The sequence below is a fragment of the Streptomyces deserti genome (assembly GCF_054782695.1).
The window spans coordinates 34580-49292 of sequence record NZ_BAAGRZ010000004.1; the positions used below are offsets into that span (position 1 = coordinate 34580).

Sequence of the window (14713 nt, forward strand, 5' to 3'; positions counted from 1 at the left end):
CATCAGGCTGCTGCTTGCTCCCCCACCGACAGCGCGGCCAGCGCCGCCGACACCGCCGCGGACGCCCCCAGGTCGAGCCGGGCGCTGGTGCCCCGGGCGCGGTGCCGCATCTCGTCGGCGGCGAGCGTCAGCAGCTGCGGCAGCAGGTCGGTGCAGCGGCGGGCCACCCAGCCGGTGCCGGCCGTGGCCAGCCACCACAGGCTCGCCGTCTTCGTGGGTGCGGGGAACTCCGGCTCGGTCAGGGGCGGGGGCCCTGTCGCCAGACCGTGCTCCGTCAGCAGCGCGTGGAAGCGCACCGCGAACTGCCGGTGCCCCCGCTCGCCCGGGTGCAGCCGGTCCGCGCTCCACATGGCGCGATCGGTGATCCAGTCGCCCTCGCACGCATGCAGGTGCACCGCGCCGTACCGGTCGGACAGCGCGTGGACCACCGTGTTCACGGCCCTCTGCCGCCGGGCCAGCGGACGGGCCAGCGCGCCCGGCAGCCCGAGCATCGCGCCCGGGTCGGGCAGACACGCGGTGAGCAGGACCGCGCCCTGCCCGGTGAGGGCCGAGTACACCGTGTCGAGCCGGGCGGCCACGGCACGGATGTCGAAGGTGCAGCGCAGCGTGTCGTTGACGCCGATGACGACGGACACGAGGTCGGGCCGCAGGCCCAGGGCGGCGGGCAGTTGCGTCTCCAGCACGTCACGCGTCTGCGCCCCGCTCACGGCGAGGTTGGTGAAGTCCACGGGTTCCTCGGCGAGCCCGGCGGCGAGCAGCGCGGCCCAGCCGCGCCACCCGTCGCCGACGGGGTCGCCCACGCCTTCGGTCAGCGAGTCACCGAGGGCGACGAAACCCGCCGGTCTCATGCGAGGCCTCCGACCACGGACGGGCGCTGCGCGACCGTCGCGTCGTGCGCCTCGAGGAACGCCGCGACGGCCGCGCTCCACCCGAAGCACTCCGCACGCGCGCGTGCCACCTCGCGCCGGTCGGCCTCCGGGCGTTCCGTCAGCAGGTCCACGGCGTCCGCGAAGGCCTCCCCGTGGTCCGCCGCGACGGCACCCGCCGAGCCGATCACCTCGGGCAGCGCGGAGGACGCGCTCGCCACCACGGGCGTGCCGCACGCCATCGCCTCCAGCGCGGCCAGCCCGAACGTCTCGGCGGGCCCCGGCGCCAGGCACACGTCCGCGGACGCCTGAAGCGCACCGAGCAGCCCGCGGTCGGAGACGTGGCCCAGGAAGGTGACCGGCAGGCTCCGCTCCCGCGCGCGCTGTTCGAGCCGGGCCCGCAACGGACCGTCCCCGGCCACCACCAGCACCGCCCGCCGCCCGCGCCGCCGCAGCGCCTCCAGCGCGTCCAGCGCCGTACCGGGCCGCTTCTCCACGGACAGCCGGGAGCACATCACGAGCAGCGTCTCGTCCACGCGCGCGTGCCGGGCCCGCAGCCCTGGGTCGTGCAGCGCCGGGTGCCGCTCCTCCAGGTCGACGCCGAGCGGAGCCCGTACGACGTTGCGGGCGCCGATCCGCACGAACTCCCGCTCGGCGAACTCCGTGGTGCACACGACACGCGAGTACGTGTGGGCCGTACGGATGTTGAGCGCGTCGGCGGTGCGCCGGGCCGCCGCCTCCGGCAGGCCCCAGGTGCGCAGGACGCCGTCGGCGGTCTCGTGGGAGACCATCACGGCGGGGACGCGGGCCCGTCGCGCCCACTTGCCGGTCCACCTCAGGGTCGTGCGGTCCGAGACCTCCAGGCGGTCGGGGGCGAGTTCCTCCAGGAGCCGGGCCACCCGGCGTTTGTCGGTGAGCACGCGGTAGCCGCCGGTGCCGGGCAGCAGCGGCCCGGGCAGGGTGATCACCCGGCCCTGTTCGGTGTCCCGGTCGCTCGGGCGCTCTCCGGGGACGATGAGGACGGGCTCGTGCCCTGCCGCCTTGAAGCCCTTGCCGAGTTCGCGCAGCGCGGTGCGCAGACCGCCGGACGCGGGCGCGACGAAGTTCGCGAGCCGGACGATCCGCAGCGATGCTCCGGTGACGTTGCGCGGCCGTGTGCCGTTCATGCCGCCACCACCGGCCTGCGCGCGGCGAGCACGTCCGCGTAGTGCCCGATCAGCTGGTCGCCGACGGCCGCCCAGGTGCGCCCCTCGACCATGGCGCGCGCGGCGGCACCGTACGCGACCCGCAGGCCGGGGTCGGTGGCCAGGGACCACACGGCGTCCCGTACGGCGGCCGCGTCACGCGGCGGGACCAGCAGCCCGGTGCGCCCGTGGGCGACCAGGTCCAGCGGGCCGCCGGCGGCCGGCGCCACGACGGGCACACCGCTGGCCATGGCCTCCTGCACGGTCTGGCAGAAGGTCTCGAACGGGCCGGTGTGCACGAAGACGTCCAGCGAGGCGAAGACCCGCGCTAGGTCGTCGCCGGTACGGCGGCCCAGGAACACCGCGCCGGGCAGCGCCTGCTCCAGGTGCGGTCGGCTGGGCCCGTCGCCGACGACCACGACACGGACGCCCTCCAGGCCGCAGGCCCCGGCCAGGAGTTCGACCTGCTTCTCGGGCGCGAGCCGGCCGACGTAGCCGACGATCAGCTCGCCGTTCGGGGCGAGTTCGCGGCGCAGCGCCTTGTCGCGCAGGTCGGGACGGAAGCGGACGGTGTCCACGCCGCGCGGCCACAGCTTGACCCGGGGCACGCCGTGCGCCTCCAGGTCGCGCAGGGACGCGCTGGACGGGGCGAGGGTGAGGTCGGCGGCGGCGTGCACGGAGCGGATGCGCCGCCAGGCGGCGGCCTCGCCCGCGCCCATGTAGGTGCGGGCGTATCCGGCGAGGTCGGTCTGGTAGACGGCCACGGCGGGGATGCCGAGCCGGGCGGCGGCGGCCATGCCGCGGACGCCGAGGACGAAAGGGCTGGCCAGGTGGACGACTTCGGCACGGTGCTCGACGAGAGCCGCGGCCAGGCGCCGGCTGGGGAGGGCGACGCGGACCTGGGGGTAGCCCGGGAGCGGGAGGGAGGGTACGCGGACGATGGGGACGCCGGTGCACGGCGCAAGGCCGTCAGGCTCGCTCCCGGGAGCCGGGGCGGGCGCGACGACCAGCGGAAGGTGACCGCGATCTACGAGGTGCCGGGCGGTCTGGAGCGCGCAGTGGGCCACGCCGTTCACATCGGGGGGAAAGGATTCGGTCACGATGACGACACGCATACCGGTGTTGTCGCCGTCCTGGACGTGGCCGCGTCAACGTGGATCTTTCCGAACGAGGAACGTCCCATGAGCGTTGCGCAGCGCACCCGAGCAGGTCAGGTTTCGGCCACGGTCACCTGACCTGCGGGTCACTCCTCGTTCACCCGGGGGGCGCGGCGCGGGTGAGAAGTCCGGGCAGGGGGTCACACAGCGGTTTCCTCGGGACCGATCCGGCTGCGTACGGCGGTCTGGACCTCGGCCTCCTCGGCCGGATCGGCGGCGAGTCGGCGCAGGCGCTCGACGACCCGGGTGTCACCGGTCTCGGCGTGCCGGGCGGCGAGTTCGCGGGTGGTCTCCTCGCAGTCCCAGAGGCACTCGACGGCGAAGCCGGTCGGGAAGGAGGGGTCGGTGGCGGCGAGGGCGCGGGCGGCCCGGCCACGCAGATGGGAGGAGGCGGTCTCGCGGTAGATGTGGCGCAGCACGGGTGCGGCGCAGGCGATGCCGAGCCGTCCGGTGCCGTCGACGAGGGTCCACAGGGTCGGCGCGTCGGGGCCCTCGCCCCGTACGGCTTCCCGCAGGGCCGCGAGGACCAGGTCGCGGTCCTGGGTGCCACCCCGGCAGGCGAGGACGCGGCCCGCGGCGGCCCCCAGCTCGTCCGGCCGCCGGGCCCAGCCGCGCGCCCGGTCGACGGCGGCGACACTGCGCATGCGTTCGAAGGCGTCGACGGCGGCCTCGACGACGACCGTCGAACCGGTGGCCACGGCACCCTCGATCAGGTCCAGGGCAGCGGGATCGTTGGTGTCGGCGAGGTACCGCAGGGCGGTGCACCGGGCCCCCTCGGAGCCGTCCTTGGCTGCCTGGACGATCTCGGGCCGGTCCTCGGGGCCCGCCACGGCGGTGAGGCAGCGGGCGGCAGGTACGTACAGGGCGGCGCCGCGTTCGAGGCCCTGCTGGGCCCATGCGAAGACGGCCTGCACGCTCCACCCCGGACGGGGCCCGGTGGGTCGCATCTGCCGCTGCCAGCGGTCGAAAGAGCCGGTCTCCTGTGCGGCACGCACGCGCGTGGCGATGGATTCGCGCGGATCCTCGGCCCACAGCCGCCAGGGCCGGGGTTCGAAGGCGTCACGGACGGCGGCGGCCAGCTCGGCCTCGCCCTCCGGATCGGCCGGGAAACGCGCCAGGACGGGTACGGCAAGGGCGCGCAGCCCCGCGTCGTCGTCGCGCAGCGCCAGTTCGTCCAGGGCCCAGGCCCAGTTGGAGCCGTGGGCGGCGTACCTGCGCAGCAGGTCGAGCGCGTCCCGCCTGCCGTAGGAGGCGAGGTGGCCGAGGACGGCCAGGGCGAGTCCGGTGCGGGACTCGTCGGTGTCGAGGATGTCCTCGGGGTCGAAGAGGTGGGCCTCGATCGCGTCCAGTTCGCCGTGCAGGTCGAGGTACAGGCGGGCGTAGTAGAGGGAGCGGTTCTCCAGCTGCCAGTCGTGACGGGGGTCGCGCAGCACACAGTGGTTCAGCGCCGCGAGTGCCTCGGCGCGCGGTGCGGTGAGCGCGTGCAGCGTGCCGTCGCCGCGACCCCGCTGGAGCAGGCCGAGCAGCGTACCGCTGGGCGCTATGACCGGATCGAACATGGGAAACAGCCTCACATCAAGCGTCGACGCAACCGGGGACGTGCATTACCTGGCCGCGTGACAACACGTCGGGGCGCCCGCCGTTTCCTGCTTGCTGTAGACCATCTTCCTCTGCCTCTCGTCGGTGGGCCCATGCGGACCGCGTCACGGTCCGCGCGGTGCGGCAACAGCTGCCCGGCCATCACGTCCGTGAACCACGACGTCATGATGACTCGGCAGTCAGACCTGCCGCGACCGAAATTTCGGCGGCCCCGTACCGCCTCCCCCGTTTTCCGTGTTGTCGCTGGTCAGAGCGTTCGGTTCAGTGCTCGCCAAAGAGTTCGAGCAGTTCCGTCCGGCCGAACATCCGGGCCGTGTCGACGGCCGAGGGCGTGCCCGCGGACGGATCGGCGCCGCCTTCCAGCAGAGCCTTGATCACTTCCGTCTCACCCTTGAAGACCGCCCCCGCGAGCGGGGTCTGGCCTCGGTCGTTGATCCGGTCGGCCTCGGCGCCGCGGGCGAGCAGCGCGCGGACCGCCTCGGCGTGACCGTGGTAGGCGGCGAGCATGACGAGCGAGTCACCGCGGTCGTTGGTGAGGTTGGCCGGAACGCCCGCGTCGACGTACGCCACGAGCTCCTCGGTCCGGCCTCGCCGGGCCAGATCGAAGATCTTGGTCGCCAGCTCCACGACCTCGGGGTCGGGGGCTTCGGTCATCGGCCGGACCGCCTCTCACTGTGAACGTCGTGAACGTCGGGACTGCGTGCACGCCCGCGTGGTGCGGCCGTACGAGTGAATCGCCAGGGTACTGGCTCGCGCGGCACATGACCCGATGTGCCCGAGGTAAAGATCACCGCAGACCCGCCCGTACGCAAGAGCCGGGCTCAACCGGGCCAATGACCACTCCGCCACGCGGGGCAAAACGCCCCAAATTCACCCAGTTGCACCTTTAATAGTATGGATACATCCTGTGAGCCTGGAAGTACTCATGGTGACTGTCCCCGCGAACCAGGAGACCCCACATGATCCTCTCCATCTCAGGCGTGGTCCTGCTCGGCATCGTCGTCTTCATCTTCTTGCGCAAGGACGGGCTCAAGCCGGTCCACGCCATCATCGCGGTCCTGTTCGGCTTCTACCTCGCGAGCACGGCCATCGCCCCGAGCATCAAGGCGGGCGGCGAGAGCCTGGCGAGCCTCCTCGGCGGCATCAAGTTCTGACCCTCCTGACATCCCCCACGCCCGTACGCACCCTCAGGAGGCAGCAGTGGCCCGGCGCCCCCTCCCCCGCATTCTGAGCAACGGCGGCGCACAGCTCGCCCGGAGCCGGGAGCTGGCCCGGACGGCGGCCGACAGCGCCACCGACATCCTCCACCCGCTGATCACGATCACCCGTGGTCTGCGCCGGCTGGCCTCGGCCGGGCGACGCAAGTGGACCGACACCCCCAAGGAAAAGCGCGGAGCGCTGCTGTTCCTGGTGGCCTCGGTGGTCCTGGTCGTGGCGCTGGTGCCGTATGGACCGCTGCTCGCCGTCATCACGCTGATGGCGGCGGCAGCCTGGCAGGGCCGGGACCGCGCCCCTGCCGCGCCCGACGGCCCCGACGAGTCGCAGATCCAGCGGCTGAAGTCGCTGTACGAGGCCCTGGTGCCGTACTTCTCGGCCGCCGAGGACCCGGCGCCCCTGTACGCGCACGGCGGTGAGTGGGAGAAGGCCTTCCCCGAGTACGAGTTCGACGGCACGGGCCGGATCGCGTACCTGGTGATCAGTTACCCGGCGTACTTCCCGGACGGCGAGGCCGAGTCCCGCGCCCGGATCGAACACCTCCTCGCCGCGAAGTCGGGGCGGGGCCGCGAGTACCACTTCGCCTGGGACGAGGAGGGCAACCAGCTCACCGTCACCGTCCTCGCGCCGCTGCCCGCCGACATCGCCGCCCAGCGTTTCGTCACCGCCCCTGGCGAGACGGTCCTCGGCTTCACCGACCCGACCGAGGTCCAGCGCACACTCCCTCTCACCTACGGGGAGGAACAGCGTGACGTGCCCCCGGTCGTCTGGCGCACGGGCATCCGCTCCACCGAGCCCCACCTGCTCGCCCTGGGCCAGCCGGGCAGCGGCACCTCCACCCTGCTGCGCTGCATCGCCCTGCAGGCCCTCCAGCAGGGCGACGTCGTCATCGTCGACGGCGGCGGCACCGGCGAGTACGCCTGCCTGACCGGCCGGGCCGGCGTCTTGGCCGTCGAGTGCGGGCTCACCGGGGCGCTGGCGAGCCTGGAGTGGGCCGCGCACGAGACGGAGCGCCGGCTGATCGCCGCCAACCGCGCCCACCAGGCCGGCCACCCGCCGCCGGACGACACCAAGCGCCCCCTGTGGATCCTCCTGGACCGCCCGAGCGCGTTCACGCACCTTGCGGCCGCCGGCGGCCGCAAGGACCCGCAGTCCCTGCTCCAGGTCCCGCTGCGGCACGGCCGCCCGGCGAACGTGACGGTGGTCATCGCCGACCAACTGGACAGCCTGGAGACGCTGAGCGACGCGGTACGACAGCACACGCGCGCGCGTGTCGTCCTCGGCGCGGCGACCGCCGAGCAGGTGGAGACCGTCCTGGGCGCACCCCCGCACACCACGCCGGTCGACTCCGTCCCGCCCGGCCGCGGCTACGCCCGCCTCGGCACGGGCCCGGTCCACCGCCTCCAGGTCCCGGCGACGCCGAACCCCTACGACGAGGCGACCAGCGAGACGCACCGGCTGGCGGTGCAGGACCTCCTTCCGCCGCGCACGACCCCGGCGGAGGCGGAAAGGGAACCCCGGCCGGACCCGGAACCGGAGCCGACGGAAGCGGAGCCGGTACCCGCAGAGGCGGCGGTGGCGGCGGAGACCAAGTAGCGGAGCAGCCGGCGGCACCTCACCGCGCTGCGCACACCACCGGCCCCAAACGGCGACGCCGGGCACCTACGCAACGAACGTACGCGGCGCCTCCGCACTCCCCGCCCCACCCGCCTCCACCAACCGCGCAGCCGCCGCCAACCGCGCGGCCGCCTCCTCCGCCACCGCCCCGCCCACCGTGAACGGCAGCCGCACATACCCCTCGAACGCGCCGTCGACGCCGAAGCGCGGCCCGGACGGCACCCGCACGCCCACCCGCTCCCCGGCCTCGGCCAGCCGCGACCCCGAGAGTCCCCCGGTGCGCACCCACAGCGTGAGCCCGCCCTTGGGCACCTCGAACTCCCAGCCGGGCAGCTCCCGCCGCACCGCCGCCACCAGCGCGTCCCGGTTCTCCCGGGCCTGCTGCCGCCGCACGTCGACGGCCTGCGCCCAACCCCCCGTGCTGAACAGCCAGTTCACGGCCAGCTGCTCCAGCACGGGCGTGCCCAGGTCGGCGTAGGCGCGCGCCGCGACCAGGCTGCGGATCACATCGGGAGCCGCCCGCACCCACCCGATGCGCATGCCGGCCCAGAAGGCCTTGCTCGCCGAGCCGACCGTGATCACGGTGGACCCGGCCGGGTCGAACGAGCACACGGGCCGCGGCATCTCGACATCCGCGTCCAGCCACAGTTCGCTCATCGTCTCGTCGGCGACCAGCACTGTCCCCGCCGACCGCGCCGCGTCCACCAATTGCCGCCGCTGGTCCTCGTCGGCGAGCGCGCCGGTCGGGTTGTGGAAGTCGGCGACGACGTACGCGATGCGGGGCGCGGCGTCCCGCAGGACCTGCCGCCAGCGGTCCATGTCCCAGCCGGAGAGCCCCTCGGCCATCGCGACCGGCACGAGCCGGGCTCCGGCCTCCCGCATCAGCTGGAGGATGTTGGCGTACGAGGGCGACTCGACGGCCACGCGCTCGCCGCGCCCCGCGAAGAGATGGCAGATGGCGTCAATGGCGCCCATCGCGCCGGTCGTCACCATGATCTGCTCGGGCATGGTCGGGATCCCTCGCGCGGCATAGCGCTCCGCGATCATCGCGCGCAGCGCGGGCAGCCCGGCGGGGTAGTCGCCGTGGGTGTGCGCGTACGGCGGCAGCTCCTCCAGGGCGCCCTGCACGGCCCGCGTCAGCCACGGCTCCGGCGCGGGCAGCGCGGCGCAGCCGAGGTCGATCATCGAGCCGAGGGCCTCGGGCGGCAGGGGCTCCAGACCACGCGCCGGCAGCGGATTGCCGGCCGGCACGGCGGTCCAGCTGCCCGCGCCGCGCCGCGACTCCAGGAACCCCTCGCTGCGCAGGGCCTCGTAGGCGGCGGCGACCGTGGTCCGGCTGACGGACAGGGACAGGGCGAGCTCGCGCTCGGCGGGCAACCGGGCGGCCACCGGCACGCGTCCCTCCAGGACCAGCAGACGGATGCCGTCGGCGAGCGCCCGGTAGGCGGGCGGGCGCCGCGTGCCCGGCCCCGCCGGGCGGTCCTGCTGGGATTTCAGCAACCGGGCAAGCTGCGCCGCACCCACGGCCGAGGTCCACTGCGTCATGGAAATCAGTCCACCTTCCCCGAATTGGCCATGGATGGCTCTTCCTTCCAAGCCACAGGGTGTCATGCGTCAGGCCACTTCCACCACAGGGGGGCACATCGTGTCCACGCAAGGGCATCTCGCACGGCGGCTGCTGCAGCTCTACGCCGGTCTCGCGCTGTACGGCGCGAGCTCGGCGCTCCTCGTCAGATCGGGGCTCGGGCTGGAGCCGTGGAACGTGCTGCACCAGGGCCTCGCGGAGCGGACCGGCCTGTCGATCGGCGCGGTCCTGACCATCGTCGGCGCGGCGGTGCTGCTCCTGTGGATCCCGCTGCGCCAGCGGCCGGGGCTGGGCACGATCTCCAACGTCCTGGTGATCGGCGTCGCGATGGACGCCACGCTGGCCGTGGTGCCCGACGCCCGCACCTTGCGGTCCGGGTTCCCGTGATGGTGGCGGGGATCGTCCTGAACGGCGCGGCGACCGGCCTGTACATCGCGGCGCGCTTCGGCGCGGGCCCCAGGGACGGCCTCATGACGGGACTGCACCGGCGCACGGGGCTGTCGATCCGGGTGGTGCGCACGGCCATCGAGGTCACCGTCGTGGTGACGGGCTTCCTCCTGGGCGGCACGATCGGCGTCGGCACCCTCCTGTACGCGGTGTCGATCGGCCCGTTCGCCCAGCTGTTCCTGCGCCTGTTCGCCGTCCCCCCGGCATCCGGCGGCAGCACCGTCGTTGCCACCGGTCAACCCCGAGGAGCGATACTGCGTCCGTGACCTCCGCGATACGGCACCCCTACCTCGACCATCCCGGCCCGATCGCCTTCGCTCACCGGGGCGGGGCCGCGGACGGCCTGGAGAACACCGTGCGGCAGTTCCGCCGCGCGGTCGAGGCGGGCTACCGGTACATCGAGACCGACATCCACGCCACCCGGGACGGCAAGCTCGTCGCCTTCCACGACGCGACCCTGGGCCGGGTGACGGACGGCGCGGGCCGGATCGCCGACCTGCCCTGGCAGGAGGTACGCCACGCGCGCGTGGCGGGCGAGGAACCGGTGCCCCTCTTCGAGGAGCTCCTGGAGACCTTCCCCGACGTGCGCTGGAACGTCGACGTCAAGGCGGAACCGGCCCTCCTGCCCTTCCTGGACCTGGTCGAGCGGACCAACTCCTGGGACCGGATCTGCCTGGGCTCGTTCTCCGAGGCGCGCGTGGTGCGCGCCCAGCGGCTGGCCGGGCCGCGCCTGGCGACGTCGTACGGCACGCGCGGCGTGCTGAACCTGCGGCTGCGCTCGTGGGGACTCCCGGCCGCGGTGCGCCGCTCCGCCGTCGCCGCCCAGGTTCCTGAGGTCCAGTCCGGCATCCAGGTGGTGGACCACCGCTTCCTGCGCACCGCTCACGCGCGCGGGCTGCACGTGCACGTGTGGACGGTCAACGATCCCGCGCAGATGCACCGGCTCCTGGACCTGGGCGTGGATGGCATCATGACCGATCACATCGACACATTGCGCAAGGTCATGGAGGACCGCGGCGTCTGGGTCTGAGGCCCCCGGCCCGGCGCCTTTGCGCGTTCACGGGGAAGCGAGGGCACGGGTGGGCACCGACACCGTGCGGACACCGCAGGCCGACGAGGCCGCCGGACTCAAGCGCGAGCAGCGCGGCTGGTACTTCTACGACTGGGCCTGCTCCGTCTACTCGACGAGCGTGCTCACCGTCTTCCTCGGCCCCTACCTGACCTCGGTCGCCGAATCGGCGGCGGACGCGGACGGATACGTCCACCCCCTGGGCATCCCGGTGCGCGCGGGCTCCTTCTTCGCCTACTCGGTGTCCGTGTCGGTGATCCTGGCCGTACTGCTGATGCCCCTGGTCGGCGCCGCCGCCGACCGCACCGGCCGCAAGAAGCCCCTCCTCGCGGCCGCCGCCTACACCGGGGCCGCGGCCACGACCGGCATGTTCTTCCTCGACGGCGACCGCTATCTGCTCGGCGGGGCGCTGCTCATCGTCGCGAACGCGGCACAGTCCGTCGCGATGATGCTCTACAACTCCTACCTGCCGCAGATCGCCCCGCCCGAGGAACGCGACGCGGTCTCCTCCCGCGGCTGGGCGTTCGGATACGCGGCGGGTTCGCTGGTCCTCGTCCTGAACCTCGTCCTCTACACCGGCCACGACAGCTTCGGCCTCTCCGAGAGCACGGCGGTCCGCATCTGCCTGGCCTCGGCCGGCCTGTGGTGGGGCGCCTTCGCGCTCGTACCGCTGCGCCGGCTGCGCGACCGCAGGTCGCCCGCGCGGGAAGCGGCCCTGCCGGGATTCCGGCAACTCGCCGCGACCGTGCGCGACATGCGCCGCCACCCGCTGACGCTCGCCTTCCTGCTCGCGTACCTCGTCTACAACGACGGCATCCAGACGGTGATCTCCCAGGCCTCGGTCTACGGCTCCGAGGAGCTGGGCCTCGGGCAGTCGACACTCATCGGCGCCGTGCTGCTGGTGCAGCTCCTGGCGGTGGCGGGCGCGCTGACCATGGGGCGTCTGGCCCGGACGTTCGGAGCGAAGCGGACGATCCTGGGCTCGCTGGTCGCGTGGACGGTGACGCTGACGGCCGGGTACTTCCTCCCCGCCGGGGCGCCCCTGTGGTTCTTCGTCCTGGCCGCCGGGATCGGACTCGTCCTCGGCGGCAGCCAGGCGCTGTCCCGGTCGCTGTTCTCCCACCTCGTCCCGCCCGGCAAGGAGGCCGAGTACTTCTCGGCCTACGAGATGAGCGACCGCGGTATGAGCTGGCTGGGCCCGCTGCTGTTCGGGATCACCTATCAGCTGACCGGGAGTTATCGGCACGCGATCATCTCGCTGGTGGCCTTCTTCGTCATCGGATTCGCCCTGCTCGCACGGGTTCCACTGCGGCGTGCGATCACCGATGCGGGCAACCCGGTACCCGAAAGGATTTAGCACTGGACGCGAAAGGGCGGTAGTGTACGCGTTTGGCCTGCCAGGCGTACCGTTACTGCGCGTCAAAGATGCCGAAACGCTGGGTCACATCTGCTAGCAGATGTGACAAACCGGGCGCTGGTGGGTACAACAAGGGCGGCTACGACGGCGACGCATGACCCGGAACGGGACTCGGATCGGGAATCTTTACCGCCGACCGGACGTTGACCGGATGACGACGACAGCGACACCTGTCCTGTGGGCGACAAGCCCGGGAGGCACGATTCATGAGTGAGCGAGCTCTTCGCGGCACGCGCCTCGTGGTGACCAGCTACGAGACGGACCGCGGCATCGACCTGGCTCCGCGCCAGGCCGTGGAGTACGCATGCGAGAAGGGGCACCGATTCGAGATGCCCTTCTCGGTCGAGGCGGAGATCCCGCCGGAGTGGGAGTGCAAGGTCTGCGGGGCCCAGGCACTCCTGGTGGACGGCGACGGCCCGGAAGAGAAGAAGGCCAAGCCCGCGCGTACGCATTGGGACATGCTGATGGAGCGGCGCACCCGCGAGGAACTCGAAGAGGTCCTCGAGGAGCGTCTGGCGGTTCTGCGCTCCGGGGCGATGAACATCGCGGTTCACCCCCGGGACAGCCGCAAGTCTGCATGACCCGGACGGGGCCTGGGCGGATTTTCAGCGCACGTCAGTGAGTGACCGCGGGCGCCGCACATGAGTGCGGCGCCCGCGGTTTTTTTATTCGTCTTTGTCCCGTACGTCTGCCGCTCGGAGAGGCTCAGCGCGTCAGCGGAGGGCGCGGCTCCTGCGGGGCGTCGCCCGGCTCGTCCCTGATGACCTCACCGTGCACGACCTTGCCGTCCGGGTGGTGCATGCGGGCTTGCCTGAAGGCGTCGCCGAGGGTGCCCGGGCCTGCCTCGCGGAGTTTGCGGTCGAAGGTGCGCTCCGCCCGGCGGCTCACGGCCTTCTGGACCGGGGGCAGCAGCAGGAGCAGGCCCACCGCGTCCGAGACCAGGCCCGGGATCATCAGCAGCAGGCCGCCGAGCATCATCAGGCCGTTGCCCTCACTGTTCGGCCGGGCCGCGGCGGGCTTTACTCCGCTCTGCTGCTGTTGCAGTGTCTCGGTGAGGTTCCGGAAGGCCCGCCGTCCCGCCCGCTTGATCACGACAGAGCCGAGCACGAAGCCCGCCACCAGGAGCAGGAAGACCACCAGCCCGTTCGACGCGCCGGCGACGACCGTCAGCAGCCAGATCTCCAGCACGAGCCACGCGGCGATGCCGAGCGGCAGGAACGTACGCAGCCGGGATCGCCGGGGCCGGGCGGGATATCTGGAGGGGTGAGCACCAGTCGTCATGCCCCCAGTGTGCCTGGCCCCGGCTCAGCACGGCATAAGGCCACGACCAACGACGACCCTGTCTCCGCCTTCGCTTGCGTCTACGCCTTCGACGGCGGGTTTCCGTCGCGGCCCAGAACCTTGCCGACGCGCTCCCCCACGCCCCACGCCGTGACCCGCCACAGTGCCTCGACGAGGATGTCGCGGCTCATCTTGGAGTCGCCCAGTTCCCGTTCGACGAAGGTGATGGGCACCTCGACGACGTGGTAGCCCGCCTTGACCGCGCGGCGGGCGAGGTCGACCTGGAAGCAGTAGCCCTGGGAGGCGACCTCGTCGAGGCCGAGGCCCTCCAGGGTCTCGCGGCGGAAGGCGCGGTAGCCGCCGGTGATGTCCTTCAACGGCAGGTCGAGCGCGAGGCGCGAGTAGAGGCTGCCGCCGCGGGAGATGAACTCGCGGGACTTGGGCCAGTTCACGACCCGGCCGCCGGGCACCCAGCGGGAGCCGAGCACCAGGTCGGCGCCCTTCAGGGCGGTGAGCAGGCGGGGCAGTTCCTCGGGCTGGTGGGAGCCGTCGGCGTCCATCTCGATCAGCACGCCGTAGTCGCGCTCCAGGCCCCAGCGGAAGCCCGCGAGGTAGGCGGCGCCCAGGCCCTCCTTGCCCTTGCGGTGCAGCACGTGGACCTGGTCGTCCCGGGCGGCCAGTTCGTCGGCCAGCTTGCCCGTGCCGTCGGGGCTGTTGTCGTCGGCCACGAGCACGTGCGCCTCGGGGACGGCCTTGCGCACCCGGCCGACGATGCCCTTGATGTTCTCCGCCTCGTTGTAGGTCGGGATGATCACCAAGGCCGTGCCGAGCGGACCGAACTTCCTCCCCTGGGCTCCTGCCGCGAGGGTCCCGTCGCCGTCGTTCACTGCTGCCCCTTCATGTCCGTACGCAGGGGTCCACCATAGTGTCCCCGGCCTGCGCTGACGTGACAGGACGTTCGTATGGTGGTGTCGGTTCCACAAGACGCGGGTAAGAGCGTGCCCCTCGGTGGGCGGCCTGCGGGGGATCCGCGCACGGAGTCGTACGGCGGATGGGGGCCCGGCGCCCTTCGGGCCGACCTGGGACCCGCTGGCTGCGGATCGACCGAAAGCCGTTGTCTACTGAGCGGCCGGGCCCCACCCGGGTCACACCTCCCCGACCGGCCGGAACGTTCTCCCGGCGCCGCGCCGGCCTGAGCCTGGCTCCCAGTGGCGGTGCCCGCTGCGGCACACCGTCCCTGACCCGGCGGCGCTGCGGCGAGTGCGCGGACGTTCCC

Annotated in this window: 13 protein-coding genes and 1 pseudogene; 6 read left to right on the plus strand and 8 right to left on the minus strand. The window is 72.8% G+C overall.

The window, feature by feature from the left end:
* Positions 1-2: 2 nt before the first annotated feature.
* The 5 genes from ACYVMZ_RS10335 to ACYVMZ_RS10355 all read right to left on the minus strand — a co-directional run bounded on the left by ACYVMZ_RS10335 (position 3) and on the right by ACYVMZ_RS10355 (position 5460).
* Entirely contained in the window at positions 3-848 is an 846-nt protein-coding gene (locus tag ACYVMZ_RS10335) for an SGNH/GDSL hydrolase family protein (RefSeq protein ID WP_461077913.1), read from the minus strand.
* Positions 845-2032 carry a glycosyltransferase gene (locus tag ACYVMZ_RS10340; RefSeq protein ID WP_461077915.1) on the minus strand — a complete coding sequence of 396 codons (1188 nt, stop codon included), beginning with the start codon at positions 2030-2032 and terminating at the stop codon, positions 845-847. The genes ACYVMZ_RS10335 and ACYVMZ_RS10340 overlap by 4 nt, the downstream gene beginning before the upstream one ends.
* Positions 2029-3165: a glycosyltransferase family 4 protein gene (locus tag ACYVMZ_RS10345; RefSeq protein ID WP_461077917.1), complete on the minus strand. Its 1137-nt coding sequence runs from the start codon at positions 3163-3165 to the stop codon at positions 2029-2031. Before ACYVMZ_RS10345 ends, ACYVMZ_RS10340 begins: the two co-directional genes overlap by 4 nt.
* 182 nt (positions 3166-3347) lie before the next feature.
* Complete coding sequence (locus tag ACYVMZ_RS10350; RefSeq protein ID WP_461077919.1) at positions 3348-4766, minus strand: HEAT repeat domain-containing protein; 1419 nt, start codon at positions 4764-4766, stop codon at positions 3348-3350.
* Positions 4767-5067: 301 nt separating this feature from the next.
* Positions 5068-5460, minus strand: coding sequence for an ankyrin repeat domain-containing protein (locus ACYVMZ_RS10355; RefSeq protein ID WP_461077921.1), 393 nt, complete (start codon positions 5458-5460; stop codon positions 5068-5070).
* A gap of 305 nt (positions 5461-5765) precedes the next feature.
* Between ACYVMZ_RS10355 and ACYVMZ_RS10360 the strand changes: the two genes are divergently transcribed.
* Both ACYVMZ_RS10360 and ACYVMZ_RS10365 read left to right on the plus strand, forming a co-directional pair.
* On the plus strand, positions 5766-5960 hold the full coding sequence (locus ACYVMZ_RS10360) for a hypothetical protein (RefSeq protein WP_461077923.1): 195 nt from the start codon (positions 5766-5768) through the stop codon (positions 5958-5960).
* A gap of 46 nt (positions 5961-6006) precedes the next feature.
* Positions 6007-7617 (plus strand): P-loop NTPase family protein, encoded by a 1611-nt coding sequence (locus tag ACYVMZ_RS10365; protein ID WP_461077925.1) that lies wholly within the window; start codon positions 6007-6009, stop codon positions 7615-7617.
* Between the two features lie 66 nt (positions 7618-7683).
* On the opposite strand, the gene ACYVMZ_RS10370 is transcribed toward ACYVMZ_RS10365, so the two are convergent.
* The gene (locus ACYVMZ_RS10370) at positions 7684-9183 is read right to left on the minus strand and encodes an SCO1417 family PLP biosynthesis transcription factor (RefSeq protein WP_461077927.1); all 1500 of its coding nucleotides are present in this window, start codon (positions 9181-9183) and stop codon (positions 7684-7686) included.
* Positions 9184-9247: 64 nt separating this feature from the next.
* On the opposite strand from ACYVMZ_RS10370, the pseudogene yczE reads away from it, so the two are divergent.
* The 4 genes and pseudogenes from yczE to ACYVMZ_RS10390 all read left to right on the plus strand — a co-directional run bounded on the left by yczE (position 9248) and on the right by ACYVMZ_RS10390 (position 12737).
* Positions 9248-9936 (plus strand): annotated as a pseudogene (yczE, locus tag ACYVMZ_RS10375) (membrane protein YczE).
* Entirely contained in the window at positions 9933-10700 is a 768-nt protein-coding gene (locus ACYVMZ_RS10380) for a glycerophosphodiester phosphodiesterase (protein WP_461077929.1), read from the plus strand. Before yczE ends, ACYVMZ_RS10380 begins: the two are co-directional and overlap by 4 nt.
* 49 nt (positions 10701-10749) lie before the next feature.
* A complete protein-coding gene (locus ACYVMZ_RS10385; protein ID WP_461077931.1) occupies positions 10750-12096 on the plus strand; it encodes an MFS transporter in 1347 nt (448 codons plus the stop codon).
* 266 nt (positions 12097-12362) lie between these two features.
* Positions 12363-12737: an RNA polymerase-binding protein RbpA gene (locus ACYVMZ_RS10390; RefSeq protein ID WP_003977404.1), complete on the plus strand. Its 375-nt coding sequence runs from the start codon at positions 12363-12365 to the stop codon at positions 12735-12737.
* A 124-nt stretch (positions 12738-12861) separates the two neighbouring features.
* Here the strand turns inward: ACYVMZ_RS10390 and fxsA are convergent, their stop codons facing one another.
* Together fxsA and ACYVMZ_RS10400 are read right to left on the minus strand one after the other, a co-directional pair.
* Positions 12862-13437 (minus strand): FxsA family membrane protein, encoded by a 576-nt coding sequence (fxsA, locus tag ACYVMZ_RS10395; RefSeq protein WP_461077933.1) that lies wholly within the window; start codon positions 13435-13437, stop codon positions 12862-12864.
* 80 nt (positions 13438-13517) lie between these two features.
* Positions 13518-14324 carry a polyprenol monophosphomannose synthase gene (locus tag ACYVMZ_RS10400; protein ID WP_461077935.1) on the minus strand — a complete coding sequence of 269 codons (807 nt, stop codon included), beginning with the start codon at positions 14322-14324 and terminating at the stop codon, positions 13518-13520.
* Positions 14325-14713: the final 389 nt, after the last annotated feature.

Bases quoted from the DNA above. Each gene is read 5' to 3' on its own strand.
- ACYVMZ_RS10335 (WP_461077913.1), bottom strand. From the start codon at position 848: ATGAGACCGGCGGGTTTCGTCGCCCTCGGTGACTCGCTGACCGAAGGC.
- ACYVMZ_RS10340 (WP_461077915.1), bottom strand. From the start codon at position 2,032: ATGAACGGCACACGGCCGCGCAACGTCACCGGAGCATCGCTGCGGATC.
- ACYVMZ_RS10345 (WP_461077917.1), bottom strand. From the start codon at position 3,165: ATGCGTGTCGTCATCGTGACCGAATCCTTTCCCCCCGATGTGAACGGC.
- ACYVMZ_RS10350 (WP_461077919.1), bottom strand. From the start codon at position 4,766: ATGTTCGATCCGGTCATAGCGCCCAGCGGTACGCTGCTCGGCCTGCTC.
- ACYVMZ_RS10355 (WP_461077921.1), bottom strand. From the start codon at position 5,460: ATGACCGAAGCCCCCGACCCCGAGGTCGTGGAGCTGGCGACCAAGATC.
- ACYVMZ_RS10360 (WP_461077923.1), top strand. From the start codon at position 5,766: ATGATCCTCTCCATCTCAGGCGTGGTCCTGCTCGGCATCGTCGTCTTC.
- ACYVMZ_RS10370 (WP_461077927.1), bottom strand. From the start codon at position 9,183: ATGACGCAGTGGACCTCGGCCGTGGGTGCGGCGCAGCTTGCCCGGTTG.
- ACYVMZ_RS10390 (WP_003977404.1), top strand. From the start codon at position 12,363: ATGAGTGAGCGAGCTCTTCGCGGCACGCGCCTCGTGGTGACCAGCTAC.
- fxsA (WP_461077933.1), bottom strand. From the start codon at position 13,437: ATGACGACTGGTGCTCACCCCTCCAGATATCCCGCCCGGCCCCGGCGA.